Source organism: Paraburkholderia tagetis, from assembly GCF_022213065.1.
Taxonomy (GTDB): Bacteria; Pseudomonadota; Gammaproteobacteria; order Burkholderiales; family Burkholderiaceae; genus Paraburkholderia; species Paraburkholderia tagetis.
Window position 1 is genome coordinate 55,154 of record NZ_JAKLJA010000018.1, and the last position, 24,926, is coordinate 80,079.

The following is a 24,926-nucleotide window of genomic DNA, read 5'->3' on the forward strand; positions in this document are numbered from 1 at the left end:
AGCTTTCTAATCGCTGACAATCGCGGAGCAAGCGCGATGCCAGTTGTGTCTTGACAACGTGATCTAAATTGGGGTCCGCCCGTCTTGACCCGCCGGCGCACCATCGCTACTCTTTTCTGCGCTTTCGGGGACCTTGCGAGGCACGATCTCGCGGGCCGTGGACCGCCTTATATCGGGCGGTGGACTCAATCAAAACCCCCATAAATACATAACTAACGAGGAGACGTCATGGCTCACGACGCCGACGCCCAAAAGGCCAGCAAGCACTGGCTCTGGTTGTTGCTCTTGCCCTGGATCGCCATGATCTGGGTGCCGTCGTACAACAAGATCGAGCCCACGCTGTGGGACTTCCCCTATTTCTACTGGTATCAGCTCCTCTGGGTGTTGATCAGCGCCGTCATCACCGTGTTCGTCTATATCAAGACCAAGGACCGCTCGAAGGGCGCGGGCAAGGCAGGGGGTGCGCAATGAACGTCATCGCAACCTTCGTCTTCGTCCTGTTGTTCGTCGGCGTCACCATCGTCGGCTTCCTCGCTGCGCACTGGCGCAAGGGCGATCTCGCCCATCTCGACGAGTGGGGTCTCGGCGGCCGGCGCTTCGGCACCATCGTCACGTGGTTCCTGCTCGGCGGCGACCTCTATACGGCATATACCTTCGTGGCCGTGCCGGCGCTCGTGTTCGGTGCGGGCGCAACGGGCTTCTTCGCGCTGCCCTATACGATCCTGATTTATCCGTTCGCGTTCGTGGTGTTCCCCAAGCTTTGGGCCATCGCCAAGCGCCACAGCTACGTCACCTCGGCCGACTTCGTGAGCGCGCGCTACGGCAGCCGCGTGCTCGCGCTCGCCGTCGCGGTCACCGGCATCGTCGCGACCATGCCGTACATCGCGCTGCAACTGGTGGGCATCGAGGTGGTGATCGGCGGGCTCGGCTTCGACACGACGGGCTTCGTCGGCGATCTGCCGCTCATCATCGCGTTCGCGATTCTCGCGGCCTACACGTACACCTCGGGCCTGCGCGCGCCGGCCATGATCGCGGTGGTGAAGGACGTGCTCATCTACATCACGATCATCGCGGCTATCATTGTGATTCCGGCGCAACTGGGCGGCTTCGGCCATATCTTCGGCGCGGTGCCGCCGGCCAAGCTGCTGCTCAAGGCCCCGGATGCCGCGAGCCTGAACGGCTATAGCGCCTATGCGACCCTCGCGGTGGGCTCGGCGCTCGCGCTGTTCCTGTATCCGCACTCGGTCACGGCGATTCTCTCGTCGTCGTCGGGCAACAGCATCCGCCGCAACATGGCAATGCTGCCCGCGTACTCGCTCGTGCTCGGCCTGCTCGCGCTGCTCGGCTACATGGCGCTCGCCTCGGGCGTGAAGGACATGCCGCAATACGCGCCGTACTTCAAGGCCTTCGGCCCGAACTTCGCGGTTCCGGCGCTGTTCCTGCAGTACTTCCCGTCGTGGTTCGTGGGCGTGGCGTTCGCGGCCATCGGTATCGGCGCGCTGGTGCCGGCGGCGATCATGTCGATCGCGGCCGCCAACCTCTACACGCGCAACATCCACAAGGAGTTCATCAACCGCAACTTGAATCACGAGCAGGAGACCAATGTCGCCAAGCTGGTTTCGCTGGTCGTGAAAGTGGGCGCGGTGGCGTTCATCCTGGGCTTGCCGCTCACGTACGCGATCCAGCTGCAACTGCTCGGCGGCATCTGGATCATCCAGACGCTGCCCGCGATCGTGCTCGGCCTCTATACGCGCATGCTCGACTGGCGCGGCCTCCTGCTCGGCTGGGCGGCGGGCATCGCCACCGGCACGTGGATGGCCCTCTCGCTGCACCTGAAGGGCTCGATCTTCGTCGTGCACCTGTTCGGCATGGCCGTGCCGGGCTACGCGGCAGTGTGGTCGCTGATCGTGAACCTCGTGGTTGCGGTGGGGGTTTCGCTGCTCGTGCATCTGTTCGGCATGCAAAAGGGCGAGGACCGCACGCGCCCCGAGGACTATCTCGACGTGCAGGAAAGCTGATCCGGCGCGCGCCTGGGCTTCGGTCTGGCGCGCGTGGCTCGCATGCCACGTAATGCATGGCGTAGCGCTTGCAGCGCGTGCCGTGCTTGTCGTATTCCTCACGCCCGCAACGTCATGGTTGCGGGCATTCGTTTTTCTGGTGCACGATGCTTGCTGGGCCAGCCGCCCTGGGAGGCGTCCTTCCTGGCTGTGCTGGCTGCCCTGATACTCCGCCGGTTTTCCGCCCATTTGCGTCACTGTCCAGCAGGCTTCGAGCGCGCCATGGCTTCGTCCGACCACGACACCGAAACCGCATCCTCCGCCGCCACCGGCGCGGCGTCGCGCACGGGCGCGCACGCCGCCGCGCACCGCCAACCCAGGCGTCGGCGCTCGCGCGTGGCGCGCGTCTGGCGTGCGCTCACGTCGCCGTTCTATCGCTACCGCAACGCCGGGACCATTCACGGCGTGCGTGTGGCGCTCGCGATGCTCGTGTCGATTCTCGCCACCACGGGCATCGACATTCCGCACGGCATCTGGGCGTCGGTCACGCTGCTCGTGGTGATCGGCGGGCTCCAGCACCACGGCAACATCCGCAAGAAGGCCGCCGAGCGGGCGCTCGGCACCGTGCTGGGCGCGCTCATCGGCCTGACGCTCATCGTCGTGCAGGCGGTGACGGGCTTCACGTGGCTTACGTATTCGCTCATGGCGATCGTCGCGGGCGTGTGCAGCTATTACGCGATCGGCAAGGAGGGCTACGTGCCGCTCCTTACGGCCATCACGATGTGCATCGTCGCGGGCCACGGCGACAACCTCATCGACACGGGCCTGTGGCGCACGCTCAACGTGATGATCGGCATCGTGATCGCGCTGGCGTTCTCGTTCGCGTTGCCGCTGCACGCGACCTATTCGTGGCGCTACCGGCTCGCCGACAACTTGCGCGAGATTGCGCGTGTTTATGCTCAAGCGGTGAGCGGCGCGCACGTGAGCACCGATGAGCAGGTGGAGACCTTCCGGCGCCTGAACGCGCGGCTCGTGCAACTGCGCGGCCTGATGCCTTCGGTGGCGAAGGAGATCGACGTGCCGCTCGCGCGGCTCGAGCAGGTGCAGCGGCTGCACCGCTCGCTGCTCAGTTCGCTGGAGATGATGTCGACGGGCCTCGGGAACTACGAGCAGCAACTCGTGCGGGTGGCCTTTGCGGGAAGCAGCGCGGGCGTGCGCGACGCGCTGCTGGCGACGGCCCGGGCGCTGCGTTTTGGCGGCACGCGGCATCCGGAGGCGGCGGCGCGTGCGCTGCGTCCGGGCGCAAAGCTGCCGGAGGAGCCGGGGCCGGCCGTCGCGCCGCTCGCACCGCAAATGCAGGGGCCTTACTGGCTCGAACAGCGTTTCGAGGAGCAGGTGGGGCAACTGCGTGCCTTGCTCCTCGAAACCGAGCCGAGATGGAACATCGAACGCGCGCATCTGCACCGGATGGTGTGACGCGCGCGTTCGCGGACATTCCGGAGCTGGAACCGCTCAGGAATAATCAGGCGGCGGGGCTTTCGAGCGGCGGCGCGCTGACCATCCACGGCACGCCGAACTTGTCGGTCAGCATGCCGAAGCCGGGCGACCAGAAGGTCTTCTGGAACGGCATGGTGACCTGCGCGCCCTTGGCGAGCGCATCGAAGTAGCGCTGCGCGCTGGCGGCGTCGGGCGCCGAGAGCGAGACGCTGAAACCGGCGAACTTGTCATTCTGCGTCATGCATCCGCCGTCGGACATCATGATTTGCGCGTCGCCGATCTGGAGCGTCGCGTGCATGATTTTTTCGGCGAATTCGGGCGGCATCGGGCGCTCGGGGTCGGGCGGGGCATCCTTGAAGCGCATCTTGAACAGCTCCTGCGCGCCGAGCGCCTCGCGGTAGAACGCGATCGCTTCCTCGCAGGTGCCGTTGTAGAACAGATAGGGCTGGATTTGCATCGTCAATTTCCTTGCGGAGTGGACCGCCGGGCGATCCCGCGGCGGGCGATCCCAGGATGGGCGGTCCCATGAGAATTGGCGCGCGGTTTGGTGACGGTGCGCGACAGGAGGGGACCGGGATGGCGCGGCATGTTGCGCCGCTGCCCTGATTCTAGGTGCTCCAGATGACCACATGCGCTTTTCGGGGCCCTGTGTCGTCAGGGTTTGCGAGAGCGCAGATGGGAATGACGGTTGCGCGCTTGCCGCCGCAAAGACGAGGGGCGCACCCTGCCGGCGCCCCATGCAAAAAGGGCCGCACAGGTGGATGTGCGGCCCCAGAGAAGGCGTGCGCGGTGGCCGCTACGTGCGCCGCCTCGAGATACTTGACGCGCCTTAATGTGACTCAAAGCGGTGACTCAAAGCGGTGACTCAAAGCGCCGACTCAAAGCGCCGACTCAAAGCGCCGACTCAAAGCGCCGACTCAAAGCGCCGACTCAAAGCGGCGACTTAAAGCGGCGACTTAAAGCGGCTTAATGCGAGCGCAGTTCCTCGATCATCTTTTCGAGCTTGACGGCGTCGGCGGCGAATGCGCGGATGCCTTCCGCAAGCTTCTCCGTCGCCATCGCGTCTTCGTTGAGCTGGAAGCGGAACGACGACTCGTCCACGGCCACGCGTTCGATCTGCGCGCTCTTGAACGCTTCAGGCGAGAGCTTGCGCTCGACCTTCTCCTTGCTGTCGTGGAGCTTCTGCAGCAGGTCCGGGCTGATCGTGAGCAGGTCGCAGCCGGCCAGCTCGACGATCTGGCTGGTGTTGCGGAAGCTCGCGCCCATCACCTCGGTCTTGTAGCCGAACTTCTTGTAGTACGCGTAGATCTTGCGTACCGACTGCACGCCGGGGTCGTTGGCGCCGCCGTCCTTGGCGTCGTCCCAGTCGGCGCCCTTGGCCTTCTTGTACCAGTCGTAGATGCGGCCGACGAACGGCGAGATGAGCTGTGCGCCGGCTTCGGCGCACGCGGCGGCCTGGGCGAGCGAGAACAGCAGCGTCATGTTGCAGCGGATGCCGTCCTTTTGCAGGACTTCGGCGGCGCGGATGCCTTCCCACGTGGACGCGAGCTTGATGAGCACGCGCTCGCGCGGGATGCCGGCCTGCTTGTACAGGTCGATGATGTGGTGCGCCTTGTCGATCGACTTCTTCGTGTCGAACGAGAGCCGTGCGTCCACTTCGGTCGAGACGCGGCCCGGAATGATCTTGAGAATCTCGGTGCCGAAGGCGACCAGCAGGTGGTCGATGATCGACTCGACCGATTCGCTCGCGTGATCGCGCACGGTTTTTTCGAGCAGCGGCCGGTACTCGGCCTTCTGCACGGCCTTGAGGATCAGCGACGGGTTGGTGGTCGCGTCCTCGGGCTTGTACTGGACGAACTGCTGGAAGTCGCCCGTATCGGCGACGACGGTGGTGTACTGCTTGAGCTGATCGAGTGCGGTAGTCATGTCAGGCCTTGTGGGCGCATGCGCGCCGGCGTCGGTGGGAGTTGAACGGCCTTGCGCGCCAGAGCCGCTGGCTCATGGCGCGAAGGGCGAAACGCGAAATGCAGAACGCGTCAAACGCGAAACGGCGCTGCGTCGCCGTCCTCGACAACGCCCTTCGCAAGTACGGGGACGGAGCGCGGGCGGTGCGCCGGTGGTGCTCGATACCGTGCCGGTGAGCACGGCGTATGCCACCATTTTATGGCGGATCGGGTGGCGGTGCGATGACGCGCGCGGCAGATCGGGTCAAGCGCGGCGGCGCGTCAGCTTTCAGACCCGGGTTTCACACCTGGAAGACCCAGGTTTCAGTCCCACCGCGCGTTCAGGATCATTTGAGTGATTACGCCCGCCACGAGCCCCCAGAACGCCGCGCCGATGGAGAGCAGCGTGAGCCCCGAAGCTGTCACCATGAACGTCACGAGCGCCGCTTCGCGCTCCTTCGGGTTCTGCATGGCGTTGGTGAGGCCGCTCATGATCGAGCCGAACAGCGCGAGCGCCGCGATGGAGACCACGAGCGCTTGCGGAAACGCCGCGAATAGCGCTGCGATAGTCGCGCCGAAGATGCCCGCGATCAGATAGAAGATGCCGCACCAGACGGCCGCCATATAGCGCTTGGTACGGTCCTCGTGGGCGTGCGGGCCGGTGCAGATCGCCGCCGTGATGGCCGCGAGATTGATGCCGTGCGAGCCGAACGGCGCGAGCACGAGCGAGGCGATGCCGGTTGTGGCGATGAGCGGCGAAGAGGGCGTGTTGTAGCCGTCGGCGCGCAGCACGGCGATGCCGGGCACGTTCTGCGAGGCCATGGCCACGACAAAAAGCGGAATGCCGATGCTCACGATCGCCGAAACGGAGAACGCGGGCATCGTGAACACGGGCTTCGCGAGCGCCACGTGAAAGTGGCTGAAGTCGAGCAGCCCAAGCGCGGCGGCGGCCGCGACGCCCACCACGAGCGTGCCGACGATCGCGTAGCGCGGCATCGCGCGCTTGAGCAGCAGGTAGGCGAAGAACATCGTGAGCACGAGCGGCGTTTGCACCTGCGCCGCGTGGAAGATCTCGATGCCGATCTCGAACAGGATGCCCGCGAGCAGCGCCGCCGCAATGCCGGCGGGCACGCGCTTCATGAGCGCGTCGAACCAGCCGGTCACGCCCACGGCCGTGAGCAGCACCGCGCAGACGAGATACGCGCCGATGGCCTCGGCATAGGGCACATGCGGCAGCGAGCCGATCAGGAGCGCCGCGCCCGGCGTCGACCACGCGATTACGGTGGGCGCGCGATACCAGAGCGACAGCGCGATGGTGGTCACGCCCATGCCGATCGAGAGCGACCAGATCCACGAGGAAATTTGTGCCGGGGAGAGGTGCGCGGCCTGGCCGGCCTGGAACATCAGCACGAGTGAACTCGTGTAGCCGGTCATCATCGCGACGAAGCCCGCGACGATAGTGGCAACCGATGTGTCTGCGAAAGGCCGCAGGGGTCCCGGCCGGAACGTCGATGGCAGGTCCGGGGACGAAGGCGCGGTCATGCTGGAAATCTCCTCGTTTTATGGTTGTGTGCGCAACGGCGTGGCCACGCGCCGCGAGCGCTGCATGGCGGCGCGGCCTCGCGAGGTCGGCGCAGGCGCGGCTTGCGAGAAGCGCTTCGCTACGGCGCTGCTATTTGCTCAGCACGCGCATGGCTGTTTCGAGCCCGGCCACAGTGAGCGGATACATCCGGTGCCCGAGTATCTCGCGGATGATCGACACCGACTGGCGGTACTCCCATAGCCGCTCGGGCTCGGGATTGAGCCACGCGAAATGCGGGAACTGGTCGGCGAGACGGCGCAGCCATACGGCGCCGGCTTCGGGGTTGTTGTACTCGACCGAGCCGCCCGGCTGCAGCACTTCATAGGGGCTCATGGTCGCGTCGCCGACGAAGATGAGCTTGTAGTCGGGCGTGAACTTGTGCAGCAGGTCCCAGGTCGGCGTGCGCTCGGCGTGGCGGCGACGGTTGTTCTTCCACAGGTGGTCGTAGACGCAGTTATGGAAGTAGTAGAACTCGAGATGCTTGAACTCGGCCTTGGCCGCCGAGAAAAGTTCTTCGGTGCGCTTGATGTGATCGTCCATCGAGCCGCCCACGTCGAGCAGCATCAGTACCTTCACGTTGTTGTGGCGCTCCGGGACCATCTTGAGGTCGAGCCAGCCCGCGTTCGCCGCCGTGCTGCGGATCGTGTCGGTGAGATCGAGCTCTTCGGCGGCGCCCTCGCGCGCGAAGCGGCGCAGGCGCCGCAGCGCCACCTTGATGTTGCGCGTGCCGATCTCGACCTGGTCGTCGTAATCGCGGTAGGCGCGCGCGTCCCACACCTTCACGGCGCTGCGTTGCCCGCCTTCGCCGCCGATGCGGATGCCCTCGGGGTTATAGCCGCCGTTGCCGAACGGCGAGGTGCCGCCCGTGCCGATCCACTTGCTGCCGCCTTCGTGGCGCTCCTTCTGTTCCTCGAAGAGCGCCTTCAGGCGGTCCATGAGCTTGTCGAGCCCGCCCATCGCCTCGATCTGCGCGCGCTGCTCGGGCGTGAAGTCGCGTTCGAGCCGCTTCTTGAGCCAGTCTTCGGGAATCTCGAAGGCGAGCTCCGACTTCTTCTCGATGCCGCGAAAGTACGCGCCGAACGCCTGATCGAAGCGGTCGAAGTACTGCTCGTCCTTCACGAGCGTCATGCGCGCGAGGTAGTAGAAGTCGTCGAGCGAGGGCGCGATCACGCGCTCCTTGAGCGCTTCGACGAGCGTGAGGTACTCCTTCACGGAGACCGGCAGCTTCGCGTCTCGCAGCGTGTAAAAGAAGTCGATCAGCATGCAGGTTCTCCGGCCTTGCGAGCTTGCCCCGCGCTCAGCGCGTGTTCAACGGTTATGGCGGTTCATGTAGATGAGCCGCTCGAAGAGCGTCATGTCCTGCTCGTTCTTGAGCAGCGCGCCGGCGAGCGGCGGCATGGACTTCGAGCCGTCCGCCGCGCGCAGGGCGTCGGGCGGAATGTCTTCGGCGAGCAGCAGCTTGAGCCAGTCGAGCAGCTCGGAGGTGGACGGCTTCTTCTTCAGGCCCGCGACGTTGCGTAGCTCGAAGAAGCTTTCCATGGCCGCGTTGAGCAGATCGCGGCGAATGCCCGGATAGTGCACCTCGACGATACGCTGCATCGTGGCCGGATCGGGGAAGCTGATGTAGTGGAAGAAACAGCGGCGCAGGAACGCGTCGGGCAGCTCCTTCTCGTTGTTCGACGTGATGATGACGAGCGGGCGCTGCTTCGCTTTCACGAGCTCGCGCGTTTCATACACGTAGAACTCCATGCGGTCGAGTTCGCGCAGCAGGTCGTTGGGGAATTCGATGTCGGCCTTGTCGATTTCGTCGATCAACAGCACGCTTTGCTGCTCCGACTCGAACGCCTGCCACAGCACGCCCTTCACGATGTAGTTGCCGATGTCCTTCACGCGCTCGTCGCCGAGCTGCGAGTCGCGCAGGCGCGAGACCGCGTCGTATTCGTAGAGGCCTTGCTGCGCCTTCGTGGTGGACTTGATGTGCCACTGCATGAGCGGCATGTCGAGCGCTACCGCCACTTCCTCGGCCAGCATGGTCTTGCCGGTGCCGGGCTCGCCCTTGATGAGCAGCGGCCGCTTGAGGGTGATTGCGGCATTGACCGCGAGTTTGAGGTCGTCGGTGGCGACGTACTGCGAAGAGCCTTCGAAACGCGTGACGCGCATGATGAACCGCTCGCTAAAAAAATCCCAGTATAAGTCAGAAGGGGTGGTGGGTCGGGGGGGCGCTCGCGTATCGTTGGGTCCGTCCGCGATGTGGGCCTCGTGTGGACCTCGTGTGGACCTTTGTGCCACTCGTTTATGGCTCGCGAGCAGTGTGCGAGCCGTATCAGGGATGACCCGCACGCCACCATGCCTGACCGCTCGCGAATTTTCCCATTCGCGCCCGAGCCCCGTCGGGCGGGCGTGAGCGGGCATTGGCCGGGCGTCAGCCCGGTGGACGTGCTACGCGGCGTCGCGGTATACTCGGACCGATTTTTTTCGGCCTGCACGGCGACCCAAAAGTAAAAACAGCAGTCATGCGTCGCAGGCCGTGGCCTGCGGTTCGGGCGTTCGAATCCCTCAAGCCAGGTTGGATGCTATGAAAAAAATTGTCGGCAAGCACGTCATGTTTGGCGCATTGACAGTGCTGGCGGGCTTCGCGGCCACGGCCCACGCGGATGTCGTGGGCAACGCGAAGGCAGGGCAGGGTAAGGTTGCGATGTGTATCGGCTGTCATGGTATTCCCGACTACCGCACCGCTTATCCCGAGGTCTATCACGTGCCGATCCTGGGCGGCCAGAACGCGCAATACATCGAAAGCGCGTTGCACGGCTACAAGAAGGGCGACCGCCACTTCGGGACGATGCACGCGATTGCGTCGTCGCTGTCCGAGCAGGACATCGCCGATATCGCGGCTTATTACTCGTCGCAGACGGCCGCCACGAAAAACAATCCCGAGAAGTAACCGGCACGGGACAGGACAGGAGAATCCATGAACAAGCCCTACACGGCCGAGCACGCGTTGGTACGCGGCGTCGCCGTCCGCGCCTCGCTTCTCAAGGCCGCCTCGGCGGTTTGCGCAGCCGCAGCGCTCGCGTTTGCCGTGCAATCGGCGCACGCCGCCGATGCCTCCAACGGCAAGGTGCTCGCCGACAGCCACAATTGCGCGGCCTGCCACGGCGTGAACCTGAACAAGCCGGTGAGCCCCGAATATCCGAAGCTCGCGGGCCAGCACGCCGACTACGTCTTTTGGGCGCTGCGCCAGTATCAGATGGGTAACGGCAACGTGAATTTCGGCCGCAGCAATCCGATCATGCAGGCGCAGGTGCAAAGCCTCTCGGAGCGCGACCTGAAGGATCTGGCCGCCTACGTCGAGTCGCTCAAGGGCGATCTGGTCGAAAAGAAGTAAGCGCGCGGGCGCGGATACGCGCCCCGAAGATGCCATGCGGCGTGCATGGCGTTGGTGTGCGCGATGCGAATGCAAAACACCCCGTGTGAGACGCGCTCAGGCGCTTCTCACACGGGGTGTTTTTTCGTGGGCCTTCACTGATCAACCAGGCTTGGCCGAGGCTCAGTCGCGCGAGGCGCGCCGCTCGATGCGGGCGAGGTAAGCATCGGTATCGGGCGGCGTGTTGGTGCGCTGCGCTTCCCAGATCGTCTCGCCGAGACATTCCATGATGGCGTGCTGCGCGTCGTGCGTGGAGCCCATCCGCGCCGCGAGCCGGTCATGCGCCGCGCGGATGCCAGGCGGCTGGTCGATCGAAAGCTGCTCGCTGATCGCGAGATGCATCGACAGGTGCAAAAAGGGATTGCTCTGGCCGCGCTCGGGCGAATAGTCCTGCGCGGTGGCCGCTTCGGGATCGGCGAGCTGCGCGTGGTACTCGGGGTGCTCGACGATCCAGTCGGCGGCCATTGCCTCGAGCGGCGTGAGGATTTCGCCCGCGCGCTGCTTGCGCCAGGTCTCGGTGAAAAAGCGGCGGACTTCGTCGCGGCTGGGATTGAACATCGTGAATCGTGCTGGATCTTGCGGTGGTGAGGGCCTCGTAACGAGGGCCTGGTTTCTGGCCTGGAGCCGGAGTCTGGCGCATCGGGTCAGCGCCTCGGGTCAAAGCCTGAACGGGCGCGAAGCCGTCTTGTGTGCGACTTGCGCGCCGGCTCAAGCGCCAATTTTACGCCGGCGCACGCACCGGCGCCGGGGCGCCAGCGGGTTCGTCATAGCTCGGGCGGCGGTGTCTTCGGCTTGAATTCGCACAGCGGCTCGATCACGCAATGCCAGCACTCCGGGCGGCGCGCCTTGCACACGTAGCGGCCGTGCAGGATCAGCCAATGGTGGGCGTCCTGGCGGAATTCGGCCGGCGTGACCTTCTCCAGCGCGGTTTCCACGGCCTTCACGTCCTTGCCGGGCGCGAGGCCCGTGCGGTTGGCGACGCGGAAGATGTGCGTGTCCACGGCGATGGTCGGGTGACCGAACGCCGTGTTGAGCACTACGTTCGCAGTCTTGCGTCCGACGCCCGGCAGCGCTTCGAGCGCTTCGCGCGTCTGCGGAACCTCGCCGCTGTGCTGCTCGATCAGGATCTTGCAGGTGGCGATGACGTTCTTCGCCTTGGTGCGATACAGGCCGATCGTCTTGATGTAATCGGCGACGCCTTCCTCGCCCAGCGCGAGCAGCGCCTCGGGCGTGTTGGCCACCGGAAACATCTTGCGCATGGCCTTGTTGACCGAGACGTCGGTGGCCTGGGCGGAGAGCATGACGGCAATCAGGAGTTCGAAGGGCGTCGTGAACTCCAGTTCGGTCGTCGGATGCGGGTTGAGGCTCTGGAACGTTTCGTAGATGGCGCGGCGCTTGGTGGCGTTCATGGCTGGTTGGCGAGGGCCGTCCGCCCGATGCGGTTCGGGCGGATTGTGCGGATTGTGCGGATTGTGCAGTTCGTGCGGCTCATGCCGGTTTGTCGTCGTGCGGATTGTGGTTGTGACCGTTGCGCTTGCTGCTGTCCTGATGCTCGTCCTGGCGTGTGCCTTGGCGTCCGTCCTGGCTGACGCCCGGCGCGGGCTGTTCGGTCGCGGCGGGTGCGGCGGGGGCAGCGGCGGGCGTGGAGGCGCCCGCGGTCTTGCCGCCGGCGGCGTCCCCTCCGGCACCCGCGTCGGACGCGATGCCGAGGCGCCGGCGGCGTGCCTCGGCGGCGTCGATTTGCGCCTGCACATCGGCGCTCACGTGCTCGGTATTGCGTGGGCCAACGCCGTGCTCGGCCAGCTCCGCTTTCTTGCGCCGAGCACGCTCCAGAGCGGCCTGGATGATTGCTTTTTTCTTCGCCTCGGCGTCGTCTGCGCCTGCGGGTGCGGTGGAGGCCGCAGCGGCACCCGCGCTCTCGGCAGGCGTGCCCGAGGCGGCTGAGGTGGCTGTGGCACCCGAACTGGCGCCAGCGGGAGTCGCCGCCGCGCGGCGTGCCGCGGCGCGCGCTTCGGCTGCGTCACGCTCGGCGGCGAGCCGGGCCTGGCGGCGGTCGTGGCGCACGCGCGCTTCATCGGCCTGCTGCTGGCTCCAGGCGTCCCAGCCCGTTGCCTCGCCGGTCACCGGAATCATCGCGATGCAGTCCACGGGGCAGGGCGCGACGCACAGGTCGCAGCCCGTGCACAGATCCTTGACGATGGTGTGCATCTGCTTGGGCGCGCCGACGATCGCATCGACAGGGCATGCCTGCATGCACAGCGTGCAGCCGATGCACAACTGCTCGTCGATGAAGGCCACGGGGCGTGGCCGCTCGACGCCGTTCACGGGATTGATCGGGATGACCGGCTTGCCTAGCAGCTTCGCGAGGCGTGCGACGCCCTCAGCGCCGCCCGGCGGGCACTGGTTGTAGTTGGCGGTGCCGGCGGCGACGGCTTCGGCGTAGGGCCGGCAGCCGTCGTAGCCGCACTTGGTGCATTGAGTCTGGGGCAGCAGATCTTCGATGCGATCTGCGAGGGTTTTGGAATCGTTCACGGTTGCGATTGCTGGCCGGGCGACGGTGCGGCTGCGGGAGCGCACGCCTGGGGCTGGCACGCTCAGGGCTCGCTCGAGGCGCGCGCACGCGGCGCCAAAGCCCGCATTATCGCCGATTTCCCGCATTGCCATCGGCAGGCCATGTGCCATAATCAAAGCACTTAATTCGAATGTTCTGGCTGTGGTTGCACCACCCCGCGCAAGGCATCGGATCAAGTCCGCAGGACGGCGTCAAATACGCAGCGTCGGGCGAGGGGTCAAGACGACTGCAAACAAAGAAAGACCGGGAAGCGAAGGGTGTCAGTCCATTAACCCGGCGCGCTCCATGCCACGCTGCCGCACGATGGGTTTGGAGAGGCCCGGCAGCGCAAAGTGGGAAGCCGCGCGCCTATCGAGCGATCCTGCCACCATGAATCAGACGAAAATCAAAAGAGATCCCGAAGGCACGCGCCGCCGCATCCTGCTTGCCGCAGCGGAAGAGTTCGCGGGCGGTGGCCTGTTCGGCGCTCGCGTCGACCAGATCGCGCGCCGCGCGGAAACCAACGAGCGCATGCTCTACTACTACTTCGGCAGCAAGGAGCAGTTGTTTACTGCCGTGCTGGAGCACGCATTCGGCGCGCTGAACGAGGCCGAACGCGCACTCGACCTGGGCGGGCTAGCACCTGTCGAGGCCATCACGCGGCTCGCGCATTTCGTTTGGGACTACTACCGCGATCACCCAGACCTCCTGCGGCTCGTGAACAACGAGAACCTGCACGAGGCGCGCTATATGGGGAAATCCACGCGCATCCACGAGATGGTTTCGCCGATCGTCGCCACGCTCGGCTCCATCCTCGCGCGCGGCGAAGCAGCGGGGCTTTTTCGCGCGAACATCGATCCGCTGCGCCTTTACGTGACGCTCTCGGGCATGGGCTACTACATCGTGTCCAATCGCTACACGCTCAACGCCACGCTCGGCCGTGACTTCAGCACGAGCGCCGAGCGCGCCGAGATCATCCGGCTCAACACCGAAATGCTGCTTGCGTACTTGATGCGCAAATGAAGTGCAACCGGCGTGCAGATGAAAAAACGCCGCGCTCAGTGTGAACTGAGCGCGGCGTTTGGCATTGCATGGTGCGCTTGCCTGGCTTGCTTTGGCCTGCGTTGAAGTCAGGCCACCGCGCTTTCCTGCACGCTCTGCTTCGCGCGTTGATGCTGGCGGATGAAGTCGCGCAATTGCGGATAGATGATCGTGCGCCAGCGGCGGCCTGAAAAAATGCCGTAGTGGCCGCACTTTTCCGCCGTCAGGTGTTGCTTGTTGTGCTCCGGAATACCCGTGCACAGGTCGTGCGCGGCGCGCGTCTGGCCGGCGCCGGAGATGTCGTCGAGCTCGCCTTCGATCGTGAAGAGCGCCGTCTCGCGGATGTCCTGCGGCCGCACGCGCTCGCCGGCGACGTCCCACGTGCCTTCGGCGAGTCTGAACTCCTGGAACACCGTGCGGATGGTTTCGAGGTAGTACTCGGCGGCCATGTCGAGCACCGCGTTGTATTCGTCGTAGAACTGGCGATGTGCTTCGGCATCCTCTTCGTCGCCGCGCAACAGGCTCTTGTAGAAGTCCCAGTGCGCGGTGGTGTGGCGGCCCGGATTCATCGCGACAAAGCCCGCGTGCTGCAGGAAGCCCGGATAGACCGCGCGCCCTTCGCCCGGATAGTTGGCCGGCACCGTGTGAATCACGTTGTTCGCGAACCACTCCGTCGAATGCTCGGTGGCGAGCGAGTTGACCGCCGTGGGGCTGCGGCGCGCGTCGATCGGGCCGCCCATCATCGTCATCGTGAGCGGGGTGGGCTCGCCGCGGCTCGCCATGAGCGAGATGGCCGCGAGCACCGGCACCGTGGGCTGGCACACCGAAAGCACGTGCAGGTTCTTCGCGCCGATATGGCGGATGAACTCCTGGATGTACGCGATGTAGTCGTCCAGATGGAACGGGCCGGCTTCGAGCGGGACCATGCGCGCGTCGATCCAGTCGGTGATGTAGACCTTGTGGTCCTGCAGCAGCGTGCGCACGGTGTCGCGCAGGAGCGTCGAGTGGTGGCCCGAGAGCGGCGCGCACACGAGCACCGCGGGCTCGTCCTTGAGCGCGGCGACGGCGGCGGTTTCGTCGGCGAAGCGCTTGAAGCGCAGCAGCCGGCAGAACGGCTTGTTGATGATGGTCTGCTCGACGATCGGAATGTTGAAGCCGTCCTTCTCGATCTGGCGGATGTCGAATTCGGGCTTCTCGTAGTCCTTGCCGAGGCGGTAGAGCAGTTCGTAACCCGCGGCGAGGCGCGGGGCGCCTGGCACGAGCGAGAACGGGCTCGACGGATTCGAGAATGATTTGGAGGCGGCCTGTGCCCAAGCGGTAAGCGGGCTCAGCAAGGCGCGCTGAAATTCACGGATTTGGTAGAGCATGGATGCTCCAGCATCAGGGGTGGCTCGCCCCCGTGCCGCGCAGGGTAAGCACGGCGCGGAAAGCGGGCCGGTAGTTGGTCGGTCAGCCTGTTTATCGGCTTTGCGGCCGGCCGCTTGAGCGGCGCGGCATACGGCTTGCCGCGAGCGAACGCGAATCCTCGTGCCAGAAACTGCCATCCCTTTTCCTGGCAGATCCTTGCGGACCCGGGCGCGTTGTGCAACGCAACAATTCCAGACCTCAAGTGTAACGCACTTGGCGCGAGCGCAAGCGGGTTTTCGTGCAGTTTCGCACCAGTTTCGTACTTTACGATGTCGTACTCGTTGCTGCGGCGAAATCCAGATCGGCTGGCGGAACACCGGCAACGGCCGGATGCCCCGTCGCCCGGGCCATTTCCTGCTCATGGCGCATCAAATTCAGGCCGGTATGGACAAGTGCCACATGCGAGAACGCCTGTGGGAAATTCCCCACAAGCCGGCCCGCGATCGGGTCGTATTCCTCGGCCAGCAGCCCGACGTCGTTGGCGAGCGCGAGCAGCCGCTCGTACATCTTGCGCGCGTCGTCCATACGGCCCTGGAGCGCGAGGTTGTCCACCATCCAGAAGCTGCAGGCGAGGAAGGTGCCTTCGCCGGGCGGCAGACCGTCATCGAACTCCGTGGTGCGGTAGCGCATCACGAAGCCTTCGCACATCAGGTCGCGCTCGATGGCCGCGACCGTGCCCGCGATGCGCGGGTCGGACGCGGGCAGGAAGCCCACGAGCGGGATCAGCAGGAGACTCGCGTCGAGATCGGTGCCGCCGTAGATCTGCGTGAACGAGTTGAGCGAGGTGTTGAAGCTGCGCTCGCAGATGGTCGCGTGGATGGTGCCGCGCAGCGCGCGCCAGTGATCGAGCGGGCCCGGCAGGCCGAATTTTTCGGCCGAACGGATGCAGCGGTCGAACGCCACCCACGCCATGACCTTCGAGAACGTGAAGTGCTGGCGCCCGCCGCGGGTTTCCCAGATGCCTTCATCGGGCTCGGTCCAGATCTTTTCGAGGTGCTCGAGCATCGCGCACTGGATCGACCACGCGGTTTCGTCGGCCTGCAGACCCCCCACGCGCGCGAGGTGCAGTGCGTTCATGACTTCGCCATAGACATCGAGCTGCAACTGGCCGACCGCGTTGTTGCCCACGCGCACCGGCTTCGCGCCTTCGTAGCCAGGCAGCCAGTCGAGTTCGAACTCGGGCAGACGGCGCTCGCCGGCGAGGCCGTACATGATCTGCAACTGCGAGGGCGAGCCCGCCATCACGCGGCCAAGCCACGCGCGCCAGGCGCGCGCCTCGTCGTAGTAGCCGCCGCGCATCATGGCGAGCAGCGTGATGGTGGCGTCGCGCAGCCAGCAGTAGCGGTAGTCCCAGTTGCGCGTGCCGCCAAGCTGCTCGGGCAGCGAGGTGGTGGGCGCGGCCACGATGCCGCCGGTGGGCTCGAAGGCGAGCGCCTTGAGCGTGATGAGCGAGCGGCGGATGGGCTCGGCCCAGCGGCCTTCGATGTTGCCGCGCGCCGACCATTCCTCCCAGAAGTTCTCGGTGCGCGCGAGCGCCGTGAACGGGTCGCGCGGCGGCGGCAGGCGCAGATGCGAAGCCGCATAGGCCAGCGAGAACGGCACGCGCTCGCCTTCGCTCACGGCGAATTCGGCGACGGTGCGCATGTTCTCGCCTTGCAGGTCGACGGGCGTGCGTAGCACGACGGTGTCGGGGCCGACTGTCGCCTTGATGCCGCTTTCGTAGTTCAGGCGGCTCACCCACGGCACGGAAAAGCCGTAATCGAAGCGCAGCACGAATTCGCACTGCATGCGCACGGTGCCGCGCCGGCCCACCACGAGCCGCACGAGCTCGCTCCAGCCATTGCCGGGCGGCATGAAGTCGATGAGCGTGACGGCGCCTTCGGGCGTTTCGAAATCGGTTTCGAGAATCAGCGTGTCGCCGCGGTAGCGGCGCGTGGTCTTGATTTCGGCTTTGGAGCCGTCGGCGGGCGGGGCTGGCGTGATGAGCCAGCGGCCGTTTTCCTCGGTGCCGAGCAGCGCCGCGAAGCACGCGCCAGAGTCGAAGCGCGGCCAGCAGAGCCAGTCGATGGAGCCTTCACGGGACACGAGCGCGGCCGTGTGGCCGTCGCCGATCATTGCGTAGTCTTCGATGAGTGCGGGCATAGTAAGCAAATTGACAGCGTTGCGCTTTTGACAGCGCCTTTGACAACATTACGCCTGGAGCGGATACGGCACACGCACGCACAAGATTAGTGGCTGCGGGGGGGCTCGCGCAACGCGTTTCGCTGCCTGTCGGGCACAAATGACGGATGCAGGCGGGGCGCAGGCGTTCTTCGCGCTTTCGCGAAGGCGGACGAAGGCCCGCAAGCATCAAAAGTGCCCGCCCGTGCCGAATAGCCCGAGCAGCCCGATGATGATGAGATACAGCGCGACGATGTAATTGAGCAGGCGCGGCACCACGAGAATCAGAATGCCGGCGATGAGCGAGGCGAGCGGGCCGATGGCAAGATGGACGTTCATTGTTCACTCCCTTGGGGTAGCAACGCCGGCGCTGGCGCATGCGCGCGCAACGCCCGGCTACATGCAACCTCTCTTATACTGGGCCGCAAACCCTCATAACTTTGGTGCCGGCGCGTTGGCGTTCGCGCAACGCTCGCTCGCATCGACGCGCGCCGCTGCGCGTTGCCGATCCGCTCCAGCTTCGAGAAGAAAAAGGAGGTCGACATGTTTCAGGCCCGTTCCGCCGCAATCGTCATGCCCGTGCCTATGCATCGGCACCCGGGTTTTCGTCGGCACGATCGTCATCATCCGTCGCACACGAAAAAGCGCGGGCTCCTCCATCAGATCATCAAGGGTATCGCCATCATGGCTTCAGTCGCCGCTACCCAGGCGTCCGCTCAAACCAGCGCGGGGACTGCGCCCGCAGCCACGGCGGCCAATGGCGTGTACGACCTGATCGTCGGCACTTATACCGGCGGCAAGAGCGAGGGCCTCTACGTCTATCGCTTCGATTCGAAGACCGGCGACGCCCAGCAGGTGAGCGTCGCGAAGACGGTGAATCCGTCGTATCTCGTGGTGAGCAAGGACAAGCGCTTCGTCTACGCCGTGAACGAGCTGCCCGGCGACAACGGGCCCGCGAGCCTGCGCGGCGACGTGAGCGCGTTCGGCTTCGACGCCGCGAGCGGCCAGCTCACGTTTCTCGACAAAGTCTCCGCGCAGGGCAACGACCCCTGCTATCTGAGCCTCTCGCCCGATGGACGTTATCTCCTCGTCGCCAACTACTCGGTTGCGGCGGACCCCGGCGGCAGCTTCGCGGTGCTGCCCGTCGAGCAGGACGGCAAGCTGGGGGCATCGGTGCTCACCGTGCACCACGAGGGCGGTGGGCCGGTGAAGGGACGTCAGGACAACGCGCACGTGCATTCCACGGTGTTCTCGCCGGACGGGCATTACCTCTTCGCCCAGGATCTCGGCACCGACAAGCTCTGGAGTTACCGCTACACGCCGGACGGCAGCCGCGGTCTCGTGAGCCCGGCCGAGTGGCGCTACACCGACGTGAAGGCCGGCTCGGGGCCACGCCACCTCATCTTCGGTAATGACGGCCGCTTCGCGTACCTCACGAGCGAGCTCACCGCCACGGTGAGCGTGTTCGCTTACCACGACGGACGCCTGACGCTCGAGCAAGTCGAGAAGCTGGCGCAGCCGGGCTTCAAGGGCGCGCAGGGCGCGGCGGCGCTGCATCTTTCGCCGGATGGCAAGTTCCTGTACGTCTCGAATCGCGGCGATGCCAACGATATCTCGATCTTTGCCGTCGACGCGCACTCCGGCAAGCTCAAGCGCGTGGGCCGTCAGTCGAGCCTCGGCAAATCGCCGCGCGAGTTTGCGATCGATCCGAGCGGCCAGTGGCTCATCGTCGGCAATCAGAACAGCGACACGGCCTATGTGTTTCGCCGCGATCAGGAGACGGGCCTGCTCGAGCCGAATCCGAAGCGGATCGATATCGGCTCCCCGGTGGACTTCAAGTTCGTCGCGCCGTAAGCGGGGAGGCCGCGCTACGCGTTCCGGGCGCGGTCTGCGCATGAGTCGGACGGGCGAAAGAAAAGCGCCGCGACGAAAGAGATCCGGCGCGGCGCTTTGCGTTGTGCGAGTCATGCGACTCCGTGCAGCTATGTGCGAGAGTGTGCGGCTGTATGAGCGGCGAGGCTTACTCCTGCTGGCCTCCCGGCACGAGCACCTCGCGGCTGCCGTTGATGCCCATCGGCGAGACGAGGCCTGCGGCTTCCATCTGCTCGACGAGTCGCGCGGCGCGGTTATAGCCGATGCGCAATTGCCGCTGCACCGACGAGATCGACGCGCGCCGCGTGCGCACGACGAACGCGACGGCTTCGTCGTAGAGCGGATCGGCTTCCGCGTCGGGCGATTCGCCGAAGAGGTCCTGCGGCGCGCCTTCGCTGGCCGGGCCCTCGAGAATGCCCTCGACGTATTCCGGCTCGCCGAATTGCTTCAGATACTCGACCACGGCATGCACTTCCTCGTCGGCGACGAACGCGCCATGCACGCGCTGCGGATAGCCCGTGCCCGGCGGCAGGAACAGCATGTCGCCCTGGCCGAGCAGCGATTCGGCGCCCATCTGGTCGAGAATCGTGCGCGAGTCGATCTTCGAGGACACCTGGAACGCCACGCGCGTCGGAATGTTCGCCTTGATGAGACCCGTGATGACATCCACTGAAGGCCGCTGCGTCGCGAGGATCAGGTGGATGCCGGCGGCGCGCGCCTTCTGCGCGAGACGCGCGATGAGCTCTTCGATCTTCTTGCCCGCGACCATCATGAGGTCGGCGAGCTCGTCGATCACCACGACGATCATGGGCAGCGGCGAGAGCGGCTCGGGCGCTTCGGGCGTGAGCGAGAACGGGTTGCCGATCTTCTTCTCGCGCGCTTCGGCGTCGCGGATCTTCTGGTTGAAGCCCGCAAGATTGCGCACGCCCACGGCCGACATCAGCCGGTAGCGCTTCTCCATCTCGCCCACGCACCAGTTCAGCGCGTTGGCGGCGAGCTTCATGTCGGTGACCACGGGCGCGAGCAGATGCGGAATGCCCTCGTACACGGAGAGTTCGAGCATCTTCGGGTCGATCATGATGAGCCGCACGTCCTCGGGCGTGGCCTTGTAGAGGAGCGAGAGGATCATCGCGTTGATCGCCACCGACTTGCCCGAGCCGGTCGTGCCCGCGACGAGCATGTGCGGCGCCTTGGCGAGGTCCGTGACGATCGGATGGCCGACGATGTCCTTGCCCATCGCGATCGTGAGCTTCGATTGCGAGCGATGGTAGGGCGCCGATTCGAGAATCTCCGAAAGACGGATCATCTGACGGCGCGCGTTCGGCAATTCGAGGCCCATGCAGGTCTTGCCGGGGATCGTCTCGACCACGCGGATCGACGTGAGGCCGAGGCCGCGCGAAAGATCCTTCATCAGGCCGACGATCTGGCTGCCGCGCACGCCGAGCGCGGGCTCGACTTCGAAGCGCGTGATGACCGGGCCCGCCGAAGCGCCGACCACGGTGACGGGCACCTTGAATTCCTGCAGGCGCTGCTCGATCAACTGGCTCGTTTCGGCGAGCTTTTGCTCGGAGACCGGCTCGATTTCGGACGAGGCGCGTTCGAGCAGGTCGAGGCCGGGCAGTTCGACCGCCGATGCGCTCAGCGGCTGGAACTCGAACGAGGTCGGCGCATGGCCGCGCACGGGTTGGCGCGATGCCTCGGGCTGGGGTGCGGGCGGCGTGGCGGGTGTGCCGTCTGTTATGCCGTCGCTTTGGGCTGCGGTGGCGGCGGGCGGTTGTGGGGTGGGCGCGACCGTTTGTGACGATGCCCACGGTGCAATGTTGGCGTAGCCGCCTGTTGCAACCGGGGCGTGCGATGTGGTCGCGGCGGCTTCGTGCGCGGTGGTTGGCGCGGCCGCGAACGAGGCCGGCGCGGGCAGAGTCGGAGCCGCCACGGGCGAGGCCGGCGCGGGCAGAGTTGGGGCCGCCACGGGCGAGGCCGGCACGGGCAGAGTCGGAGCCGCCACAGGCGAGTGGGGCGCGAAGCTTGCAGGCGCAACGGGCGTCGGCTCCATGACGTTGGGTGCCGCGTTCGGCACGGTGCCTGGCACCGTGCTCGGCATGGCAGCCAGGAACGAGGGCACTTCAACGACCGGCGCCGGCGCGAACGTGCTGAACGGCGTCGCGGGTGTCGAGGCGTGCTCGCCGATCGGAGCAGCGTCGGGCTGCGCGGCGCTTACGGGTGAGGCTTCTGCGAACGCGCTGCTGCTTGCCGGTGTGGACGGGACGGCGTGCAATGGGCCGGTCGCAACGCGCGGGAAGCGGATGACGTTTTCGGCGCTTTCCGGTTCGGGCGCATCGACCGTTGCCCTTTGCGCTGCTTCCGAGGGCGCTGCTTCCGGCATCGGCGCTGCTTCGGGCATCGGCGGCTCATGTGTCGCGTCGGCGTCGTCGTTCTGTTGGGGCGGCACGGGCAACGACGGAGCGGCACGAGTCGCGGCAATGCCGTCAGGCGGCGTGAGTCCAACCACAGGCGCAGGAGCCGATGGCTCCTGCGTCGCGGCGGCTACGTCCGGTGTCGCACTCGCCGATTCGGCTGCGTCGGGCTCGTCGTCGAGCATGATCCATGGCATGCCTTGATCGAAGGTCGGCCAGTGGATGGGCGTATGCGCAGGCGGCTCCGCGTGCGGCATCGCGGCGGGCGGCGCGACCGTTGCCGAAGGCGCGGCAGGCTCGATGGCCGCAGCCGTTACGTCGGTTGCGTTGTCTGCGCCGGCCGTCTCGGTTGAGCCGGGCGCCGTGGATGTCGGTGCCGGTGCGACGGATGCGGGCGGCGTGTCCTCTTCCTCTTCTTGCACATCAATGAGGAACGAGGGCAGGGCGGTCGGGCTCGATGTGTCGTCGACATAAGTCCACGGCGCCACGGATTCGGGGGCGGCGAGCGGCGTAACCGGCGTTATCGGCGTTATCGGCGCGGCTGGCGGAACGGGCGCGAAGACCGATTCAGCCTGTTGCGCCAGATGCGATGAATCCGGCGATGCGTCGTTATGCACGTCGTTGTGCACGTTGTTCGGCACATTTGGCACATTCGGCACGCTCGCGGGTTCTTGCGCGAATTCGGCCGATGCGTCGTCCGAAGGCGCGGCAGACGCCACGCCGGAGCCCGCGCCTGATGCATTTCCTGCCGCATTTGCCGGGACCGCTTCATCGAGCGCTGCCGTCTCGGGCGGTCGAGCAGCCTGCGGCGCTGCGAGCGGAGACCCCGCATGCGCCACGTGGGTAACGCTCGCGTCGCCGGGCGTGGCGGCGGCGCTTCCAGCCGCGCTTCCCTCTGCGCGCGGTTCGGTTTGCGCAACGGTCTGATCCAGGCTGTTGCGGCGCGCGAGACTCGCGCCCGCGAGCGTCGTCCAGCGGGCGGCGTTTTCCTCGATCGAGCGCAGCGTTTCGAGCACACCTGTCGAGAGAGGCGCTTGCGGCGCGGATGCCGAGCCTTGTGTCGGACGGGAATAGGCAGGCGCGACCTGGCCGGCTCCGGGGAGCGGTGCCGTTGCCGATGCACCGAACTGGGATCCGGACCCCTGGCGTGTTGGGCCAGGCGCATTCTTCGCCGGCCAGACGAACGGACGCTGCGGCTTTTGCTGGCGCGTTTGCGGCGCGGCTGCGGCCGCTGCGCGCGCGGCGGTGCTGCCCGCAACGGGCGGCGGAGCGCTGCGGCGCGCGGGGGCCGGTTGCGCAAAAGGCGATACCAGCGGATCGAGCGGCGCCGAGAGGCCACGCGGCGTGACGGCGGCCGTCGACGCAAGCGTGGCCGCGTGCACGGCGGAGGCCGCCACCGGACGTGCTCCTGGCGCGCTCATCTGCGAAATCGAGGGAGAGGGCGAGGATGTCAGCGGGGACGATAGCGGAGCGGCCGTGGAAGACGCTGCCGCGCGTACCGGCGAGGCGCGCCACGGCGTCTGGCTGCCGCTCGCGCCGGCAAGCGCAGCGCCGCCCAACGTCGTGCTGCCGGACGCTCCAGCCGTGCCGGCCGCCGCGCCACCGATGCCACCGATGCCACTAGTGCCGGCCATTGCCTGGCGGCGGGCGTCGGCGGGGAAGCTGGTCGACGGGGCGGGCTGCGGCATGCCCTGCGCGCTCGCAGCCGGGCTGCGTCGCGCGTCGACCGACGTGCTGGTGCGCGGCGCGCCGGCCATCGACGGCTGTGACGCGCCGTTCACGCCTGCGGACGGATTGCGCCAGGCATCGGCCGGCGCCGTGTTGGGTTGATGTGCCGAGCCATGCGCGGCGGGCATCGGAGTGCGCCCGGCCGCCTGGCCTTCGCGCAGCCAGCCGGCCGGGGCGGTCGGCTCGGTGCGCGCCCACGCGGCAGCGGGGCTCGGCTCCGGCGATGCGAAATCCGGCTCGGTGCGCCACGGCGAGGCGCCACTGCGCGTCCCGCCATTCGCAGCGTATGCGTCATCCGTGCCCTGCGCCGCGGCGCTCGCGCTTGCCGCACCGGTCGCACCCGCCTTGGCGGCATTCGCCGCGCGCTTGCCCGGCATCTGCGGACGCCATACGGTTGGCCGCTTGCGGCGCGTGCCGTCGAGCGGGTCGGCAGTGCCGCCGCCCGCGCCGACGCTCGGCCCCGTGCCCGAGGCGAGACCGCCTCCGAGCCCCAGGTTGCTACCCAAGCCACTCGCCAGCTTGCCGAGGCTTCCCAGGCTGCCAAGGCCGCTTAGGCTGCTTAGGCCATTCTTGCCGCTTTGGCCCGAACGCGTCGCGCCTTGCGATTGCGCGGCGTCCTGTCTGGACGCGCGGCGGCTCGGGCGCTCGTCGTCATCATTGTTGCTCGACGGACGGATATTGAGCCCCAGGCCGAGCGAGACGTCGGCCCAGGCAAAGAAGTCGCGCCAGCGGAAATCGATGAGCCAGGGAAGGCTTACGAAGAGCAGCGCCGCCATTGCGAGCGGCGCGGCGGTGTGCCCGATCAGCTTGCCGAGCCCGCCCGCGAGCGCGTGCCCGAGCGCATCGAAGCCGTCGATGTTCAGAAGCGAGGCCTCGAGCGTGCAACTCGCCAGCAACACGCAGACAAAGCCGAGCCAGAGCCGGATCGTGCCGGGCCCGCGCAAGCCCGCGCCGCCGGGGAGCACCGACTTCACGAGACGCCAGAGCAGAGGGATGAACCAGACGGCCGATAAGCCGAACCAGCCAGGGACTACCGTGTGCATGCCAGAGATCAACGATTAAAAGATGTGCAACGTGTCGAGTGTAACCGCCAGGCCCAGGCGCACGGCAATGCGCGTTGCCGCGCCGCAACCGGCTTGATCGTGCCGGTGCGAGGCAGACATGCAGCAAACGTGCGGCAATCCAGGCGGGCAGGGCCGCAAACAGCGCAGGCCCTGGCGGAGCAAAGCGCGGAAAAAAGCGCGGGAAACTTCGCAAGACCCGGCGCGGGACTCAGCGGGAATAAGGCCGTGCCGGCCCGGGCCGCAGGT

18 protein-coding genes and 1 pseudogene are annotated in these 24,926 nt (G+C 66.4%); 7 read left to right on the plus strand and 12 right to left on the minus strand.

All coding sequences use genetic code 11. From position 1 onward, the window contains the following. Nucleotides 1–228 precede the first annotated feature (228 nt). From L5014_RS20735 to L5014_RS20745, 3 genes are all read left to right on the plus strand, one after another. Nucleotides 229–471: a DUF3311 domain-containing protein gene (locus tag L5014_RS20735; RefSeq protein ID WP_238465621.1), complete on the plus strand. Its 243-nt coding sequence runs from the start codon at nucleotides 229–231 to the stop codon at nucleotides 469–471. Further along, entirely contained in the window at nucleotides 468–2,018 is a 1,551-nt protein-coding gene (gene mctP, locus L5014_RS20740; RefSeq protein ID WP_238465622.1) for a monocarboxylate uptake permease MctP, read from the plus strand. The genes L5014_RS20735 and mctP overlap by 4 nt, the downstream gene beginning before the upstream one ends. A gap of 261 nt (nucleotides 2,019–2,279) precedes the next feature. Then, nucleotides 2,280–3,473, plus strand: coding sequence for an FUSC family protein (locus L5014_RS20745; protein ID WP_238465623.1), 1,194 nt, complete (start codon nucleotides 2,280–2,282; stop codon nucleotides 3,471–3,473). 46 nt (nucleotides 3,474–3,519) lie between these two features. Here L5014_RS20745 and L5014_RS20750 read toward each other — a convergent pair whose 3' ends face one another. The 5 genes from L5014_RS20750 to L5014_RS20770 all read right to left on the minus strand — a co-directional run bounded on the left by L5014_RS20750 (nucleotide 3,520) and on the right by L5014_RS20770 (nucleotide 9,179). Continuing rightward, the gene (locus tag L5014_RS20750) at nucleotides 3,520–3,951 is read right to left on the minus strand and encodes a VOC family protein (protein WP_238465624.1); all 432 of its coding nucleotides are present in this window, start codon (nucleotides 3,949–3,951) and stop codon (nucleotides 3,520–3,522) included. A 509-nt stretch (nucleotides 3,952–4,460) separates the two neighbouring features. Next, nucleotides 4,461–5,420 carry a transaldolase gene (gene tal / locus L5014_RS20755; RefSeq protein WP_238465625.1) on the minus strand — a complete coding sequence of 320 codons (960 nt, stop codon included), beginning with the start codon at nucleotides 5,418–5,420 and terminating at the stop codon, nucleotides 4,461–4,463. A gap of 341 nt (nucleotides 5,421–5,761) precedes the next feature. After that, nucleotides 5,762–6,979, minus strand: coding sequence for a benzoate/H(+) symporter BenE family transporter (locus L5014_RS20760; RefSeq protein ID WP_238465626.1), 1,218 nt, complete (start codon nucleotides 6,977–6,979; stop codon nucleotides 5,762–5,764). Nucleotides 6,980–7,109: 130 nt separating this feature from the next. Next, a complete protein-coding gene (locus tag L5014_RS20765; protein ID WP_238465627.1) occupies nucleotides 7,110–8,282 on the minus strand; it encodes a vWA domain-containing protein in 1,173 nt (390 codons plus the stop codon). 45 nt (nucleotides 8,283–8,327) lie between these two features. After that, a complete protein-coding gene (locus L5014_RS20770) occupies nucleotides 8,328–9,179 on the minus strand; it encodes an AAA family ATPase (protein ID WP_238465628.1) in 852 nt (283 codons plus the stop codon). A gap of 415 nt (nucleotides 9,180–9,594) precedes the next feature. Between L5014_RS20770 and L5014_RS20775 the strand changes: the two genes are divergently transcribed. Further along, on the plus strand, nucleotides 9,595–9,960 hold the full coding sequence (locus L5014_RS20775) for a c-type cytochrome (protein WP_238465629.1): 366 nt from the start codon (nucleotides 9,595–9,597) through the stop codon (nucleotides 9,958–9,960). Nucleotides 9,961–9,987: 27 nt separating this feature from the next. Then, on the plus strand, nucleotides 9,988–10,404 hold the full coding sequence (locus L5014_RS20780; protein ID WP_238465630.1) for a c-type cytochrome: 417 nt from the start codon (nucleotides 9,988–9,990) through the stop codon (nucleotides 10,402–10,404). 162 nt (nucleotides 10,405–10,566) lie between these two features. Here L5014_RS20780 and L5014_RS20785 read toward each other — a convergent pair whose 3' ends face one another. The 3 genes and pseudogenes from L5014_RS20785 to rsxB all read right to left on the minus strand — a co-directional run. Further along, nucleotides 10,567–11,001 carry a DUF1841 family protein gene (locus L5014_RS20785; protein ID WP_238465631.1) on the minus strand — a complete coding sequence of 145 codons (435 nt, stop codon included), beginning with the start codon at nucleotides 10,999–11,001 and terminating at the stop codon, nucleotides 10,567–10,569. A gap of 206 nt (nucleotides 11,002–11,207) precedes the next feature. After that, nucleotides 11,208–11,852 (minus strand): endonuclease III, encoded by a 645-nt coding sequence (gene nth / locus L5014_RS20790; RefSeq protein ID WP_238465632.1) that lies wholly within the window; start codon nucleotides 11,850–11,852, stop codon nucleotides 11,208–11,210. Nucleotides 11,853–12,045: 193 nt separating this feature from the next. After that, a pseudogene (gene rsxB, locus L5014_RS20795) lies at nucleotides 12,046–12,975 on the minus strand (electron transport complex subunit RsxB); the annotation flags it as partial. Nucleotides 12,976–13,384: 409 nt separating this feature from the next. Here rsxB and L5014_RS20800 point away from each other — a divergent pair. Further along, nucleotides 13,385–14,017, plus strand: coding sequence for a TetR/AcrR family transcriptional regulator (locus tag L5014_RS20800; RefSeq protein ID WP_238465633.1), 633 nt, complete (start codon nucleotides 13,385–13,387; stop codon nucleotides 14,015–14,017). A 107-nt stretch (nucleotides 14,018–14,124) separates the two neighbouring features. On the opposite strand, the gene L5014_RS20805 is transcribed toward L5014_RS20800, so the two are convergent. The 3 genes from L5014_RS20805 to L5014_RS20815 form a co-directional block, all read right to left on the minus strand. Then, nucleotides 14,125–15,402, minus strand: a complete 1,278-nt coding sequence (locus L5014_RS20805) for a polyhydroxyalkanoate depolymerase (RefSeq protein WP_238465634.1) — start codon at nucleotides 15,400–15,402, stop codon at nucleotides 14,125–14,127. 304 nt (nucleotides 15,403–15,706) lie between these two features. Further along, nucleotides 15,707–17,584, minus strand: coding sequence for a glycoside hydrolase family 15 protein (locus L5014_RS20810; RefSeq protein WP_238465635.1), 1,878 nt, complete (start codon nucleotides 17,582–17,584; stop codon nucleotides 15,707–15,709). 207 nt (nucleotides 17,585–17,791) lie between these two features. Further along, nucleotides 17,792–17,941, minus strand: coding sequence for a DUF3096 domain-containing protein (locus L5014_RS20815; protein WP_238465636.1), 150 nt, complete (start codon nucleotides 17,939–17,941; stop codon nucleotides 17,792–17,794). A gap of 345 nt (nucleotides 17,942–18,286) precedes the next feature. Here L5014_RS20815 and L5014_RS20820 point away from each other — a divergent pair, with 345 nt between their 5' ends. After that, the gene (locus L5014_RS20820; RefSeq protein ID WP_238465678.1) at nucleotides 18,287–19,456 is read left to right on the plus strand and encodes a lactonase family protein; all 1,170 of its coding nucleotides are present in this window, start codon (nucleotides 18,287–18,289) and stop codon (nucleotides 19,454–19,456) included. Nucleotides 19,457–19,622: 166 nt separating this feature from the next. On the opposite strand, the gene L5014_RS38645 is transcribed toward L5014_RS20820, so the two are convergent. After that, complete coding sequence (locus L5014_RS38645) at nucleotides 19,623–24,659, minus strand: DNA translocase FtsK (RefSeq protein WP_274389445.1); 5,037 nt, start codon at nucleotides 24,657–24,659, stop codon at nucleotides 19,623–19,625. Nucleotides 24,660–24,926: the final 267 nt, after the last annotated feature.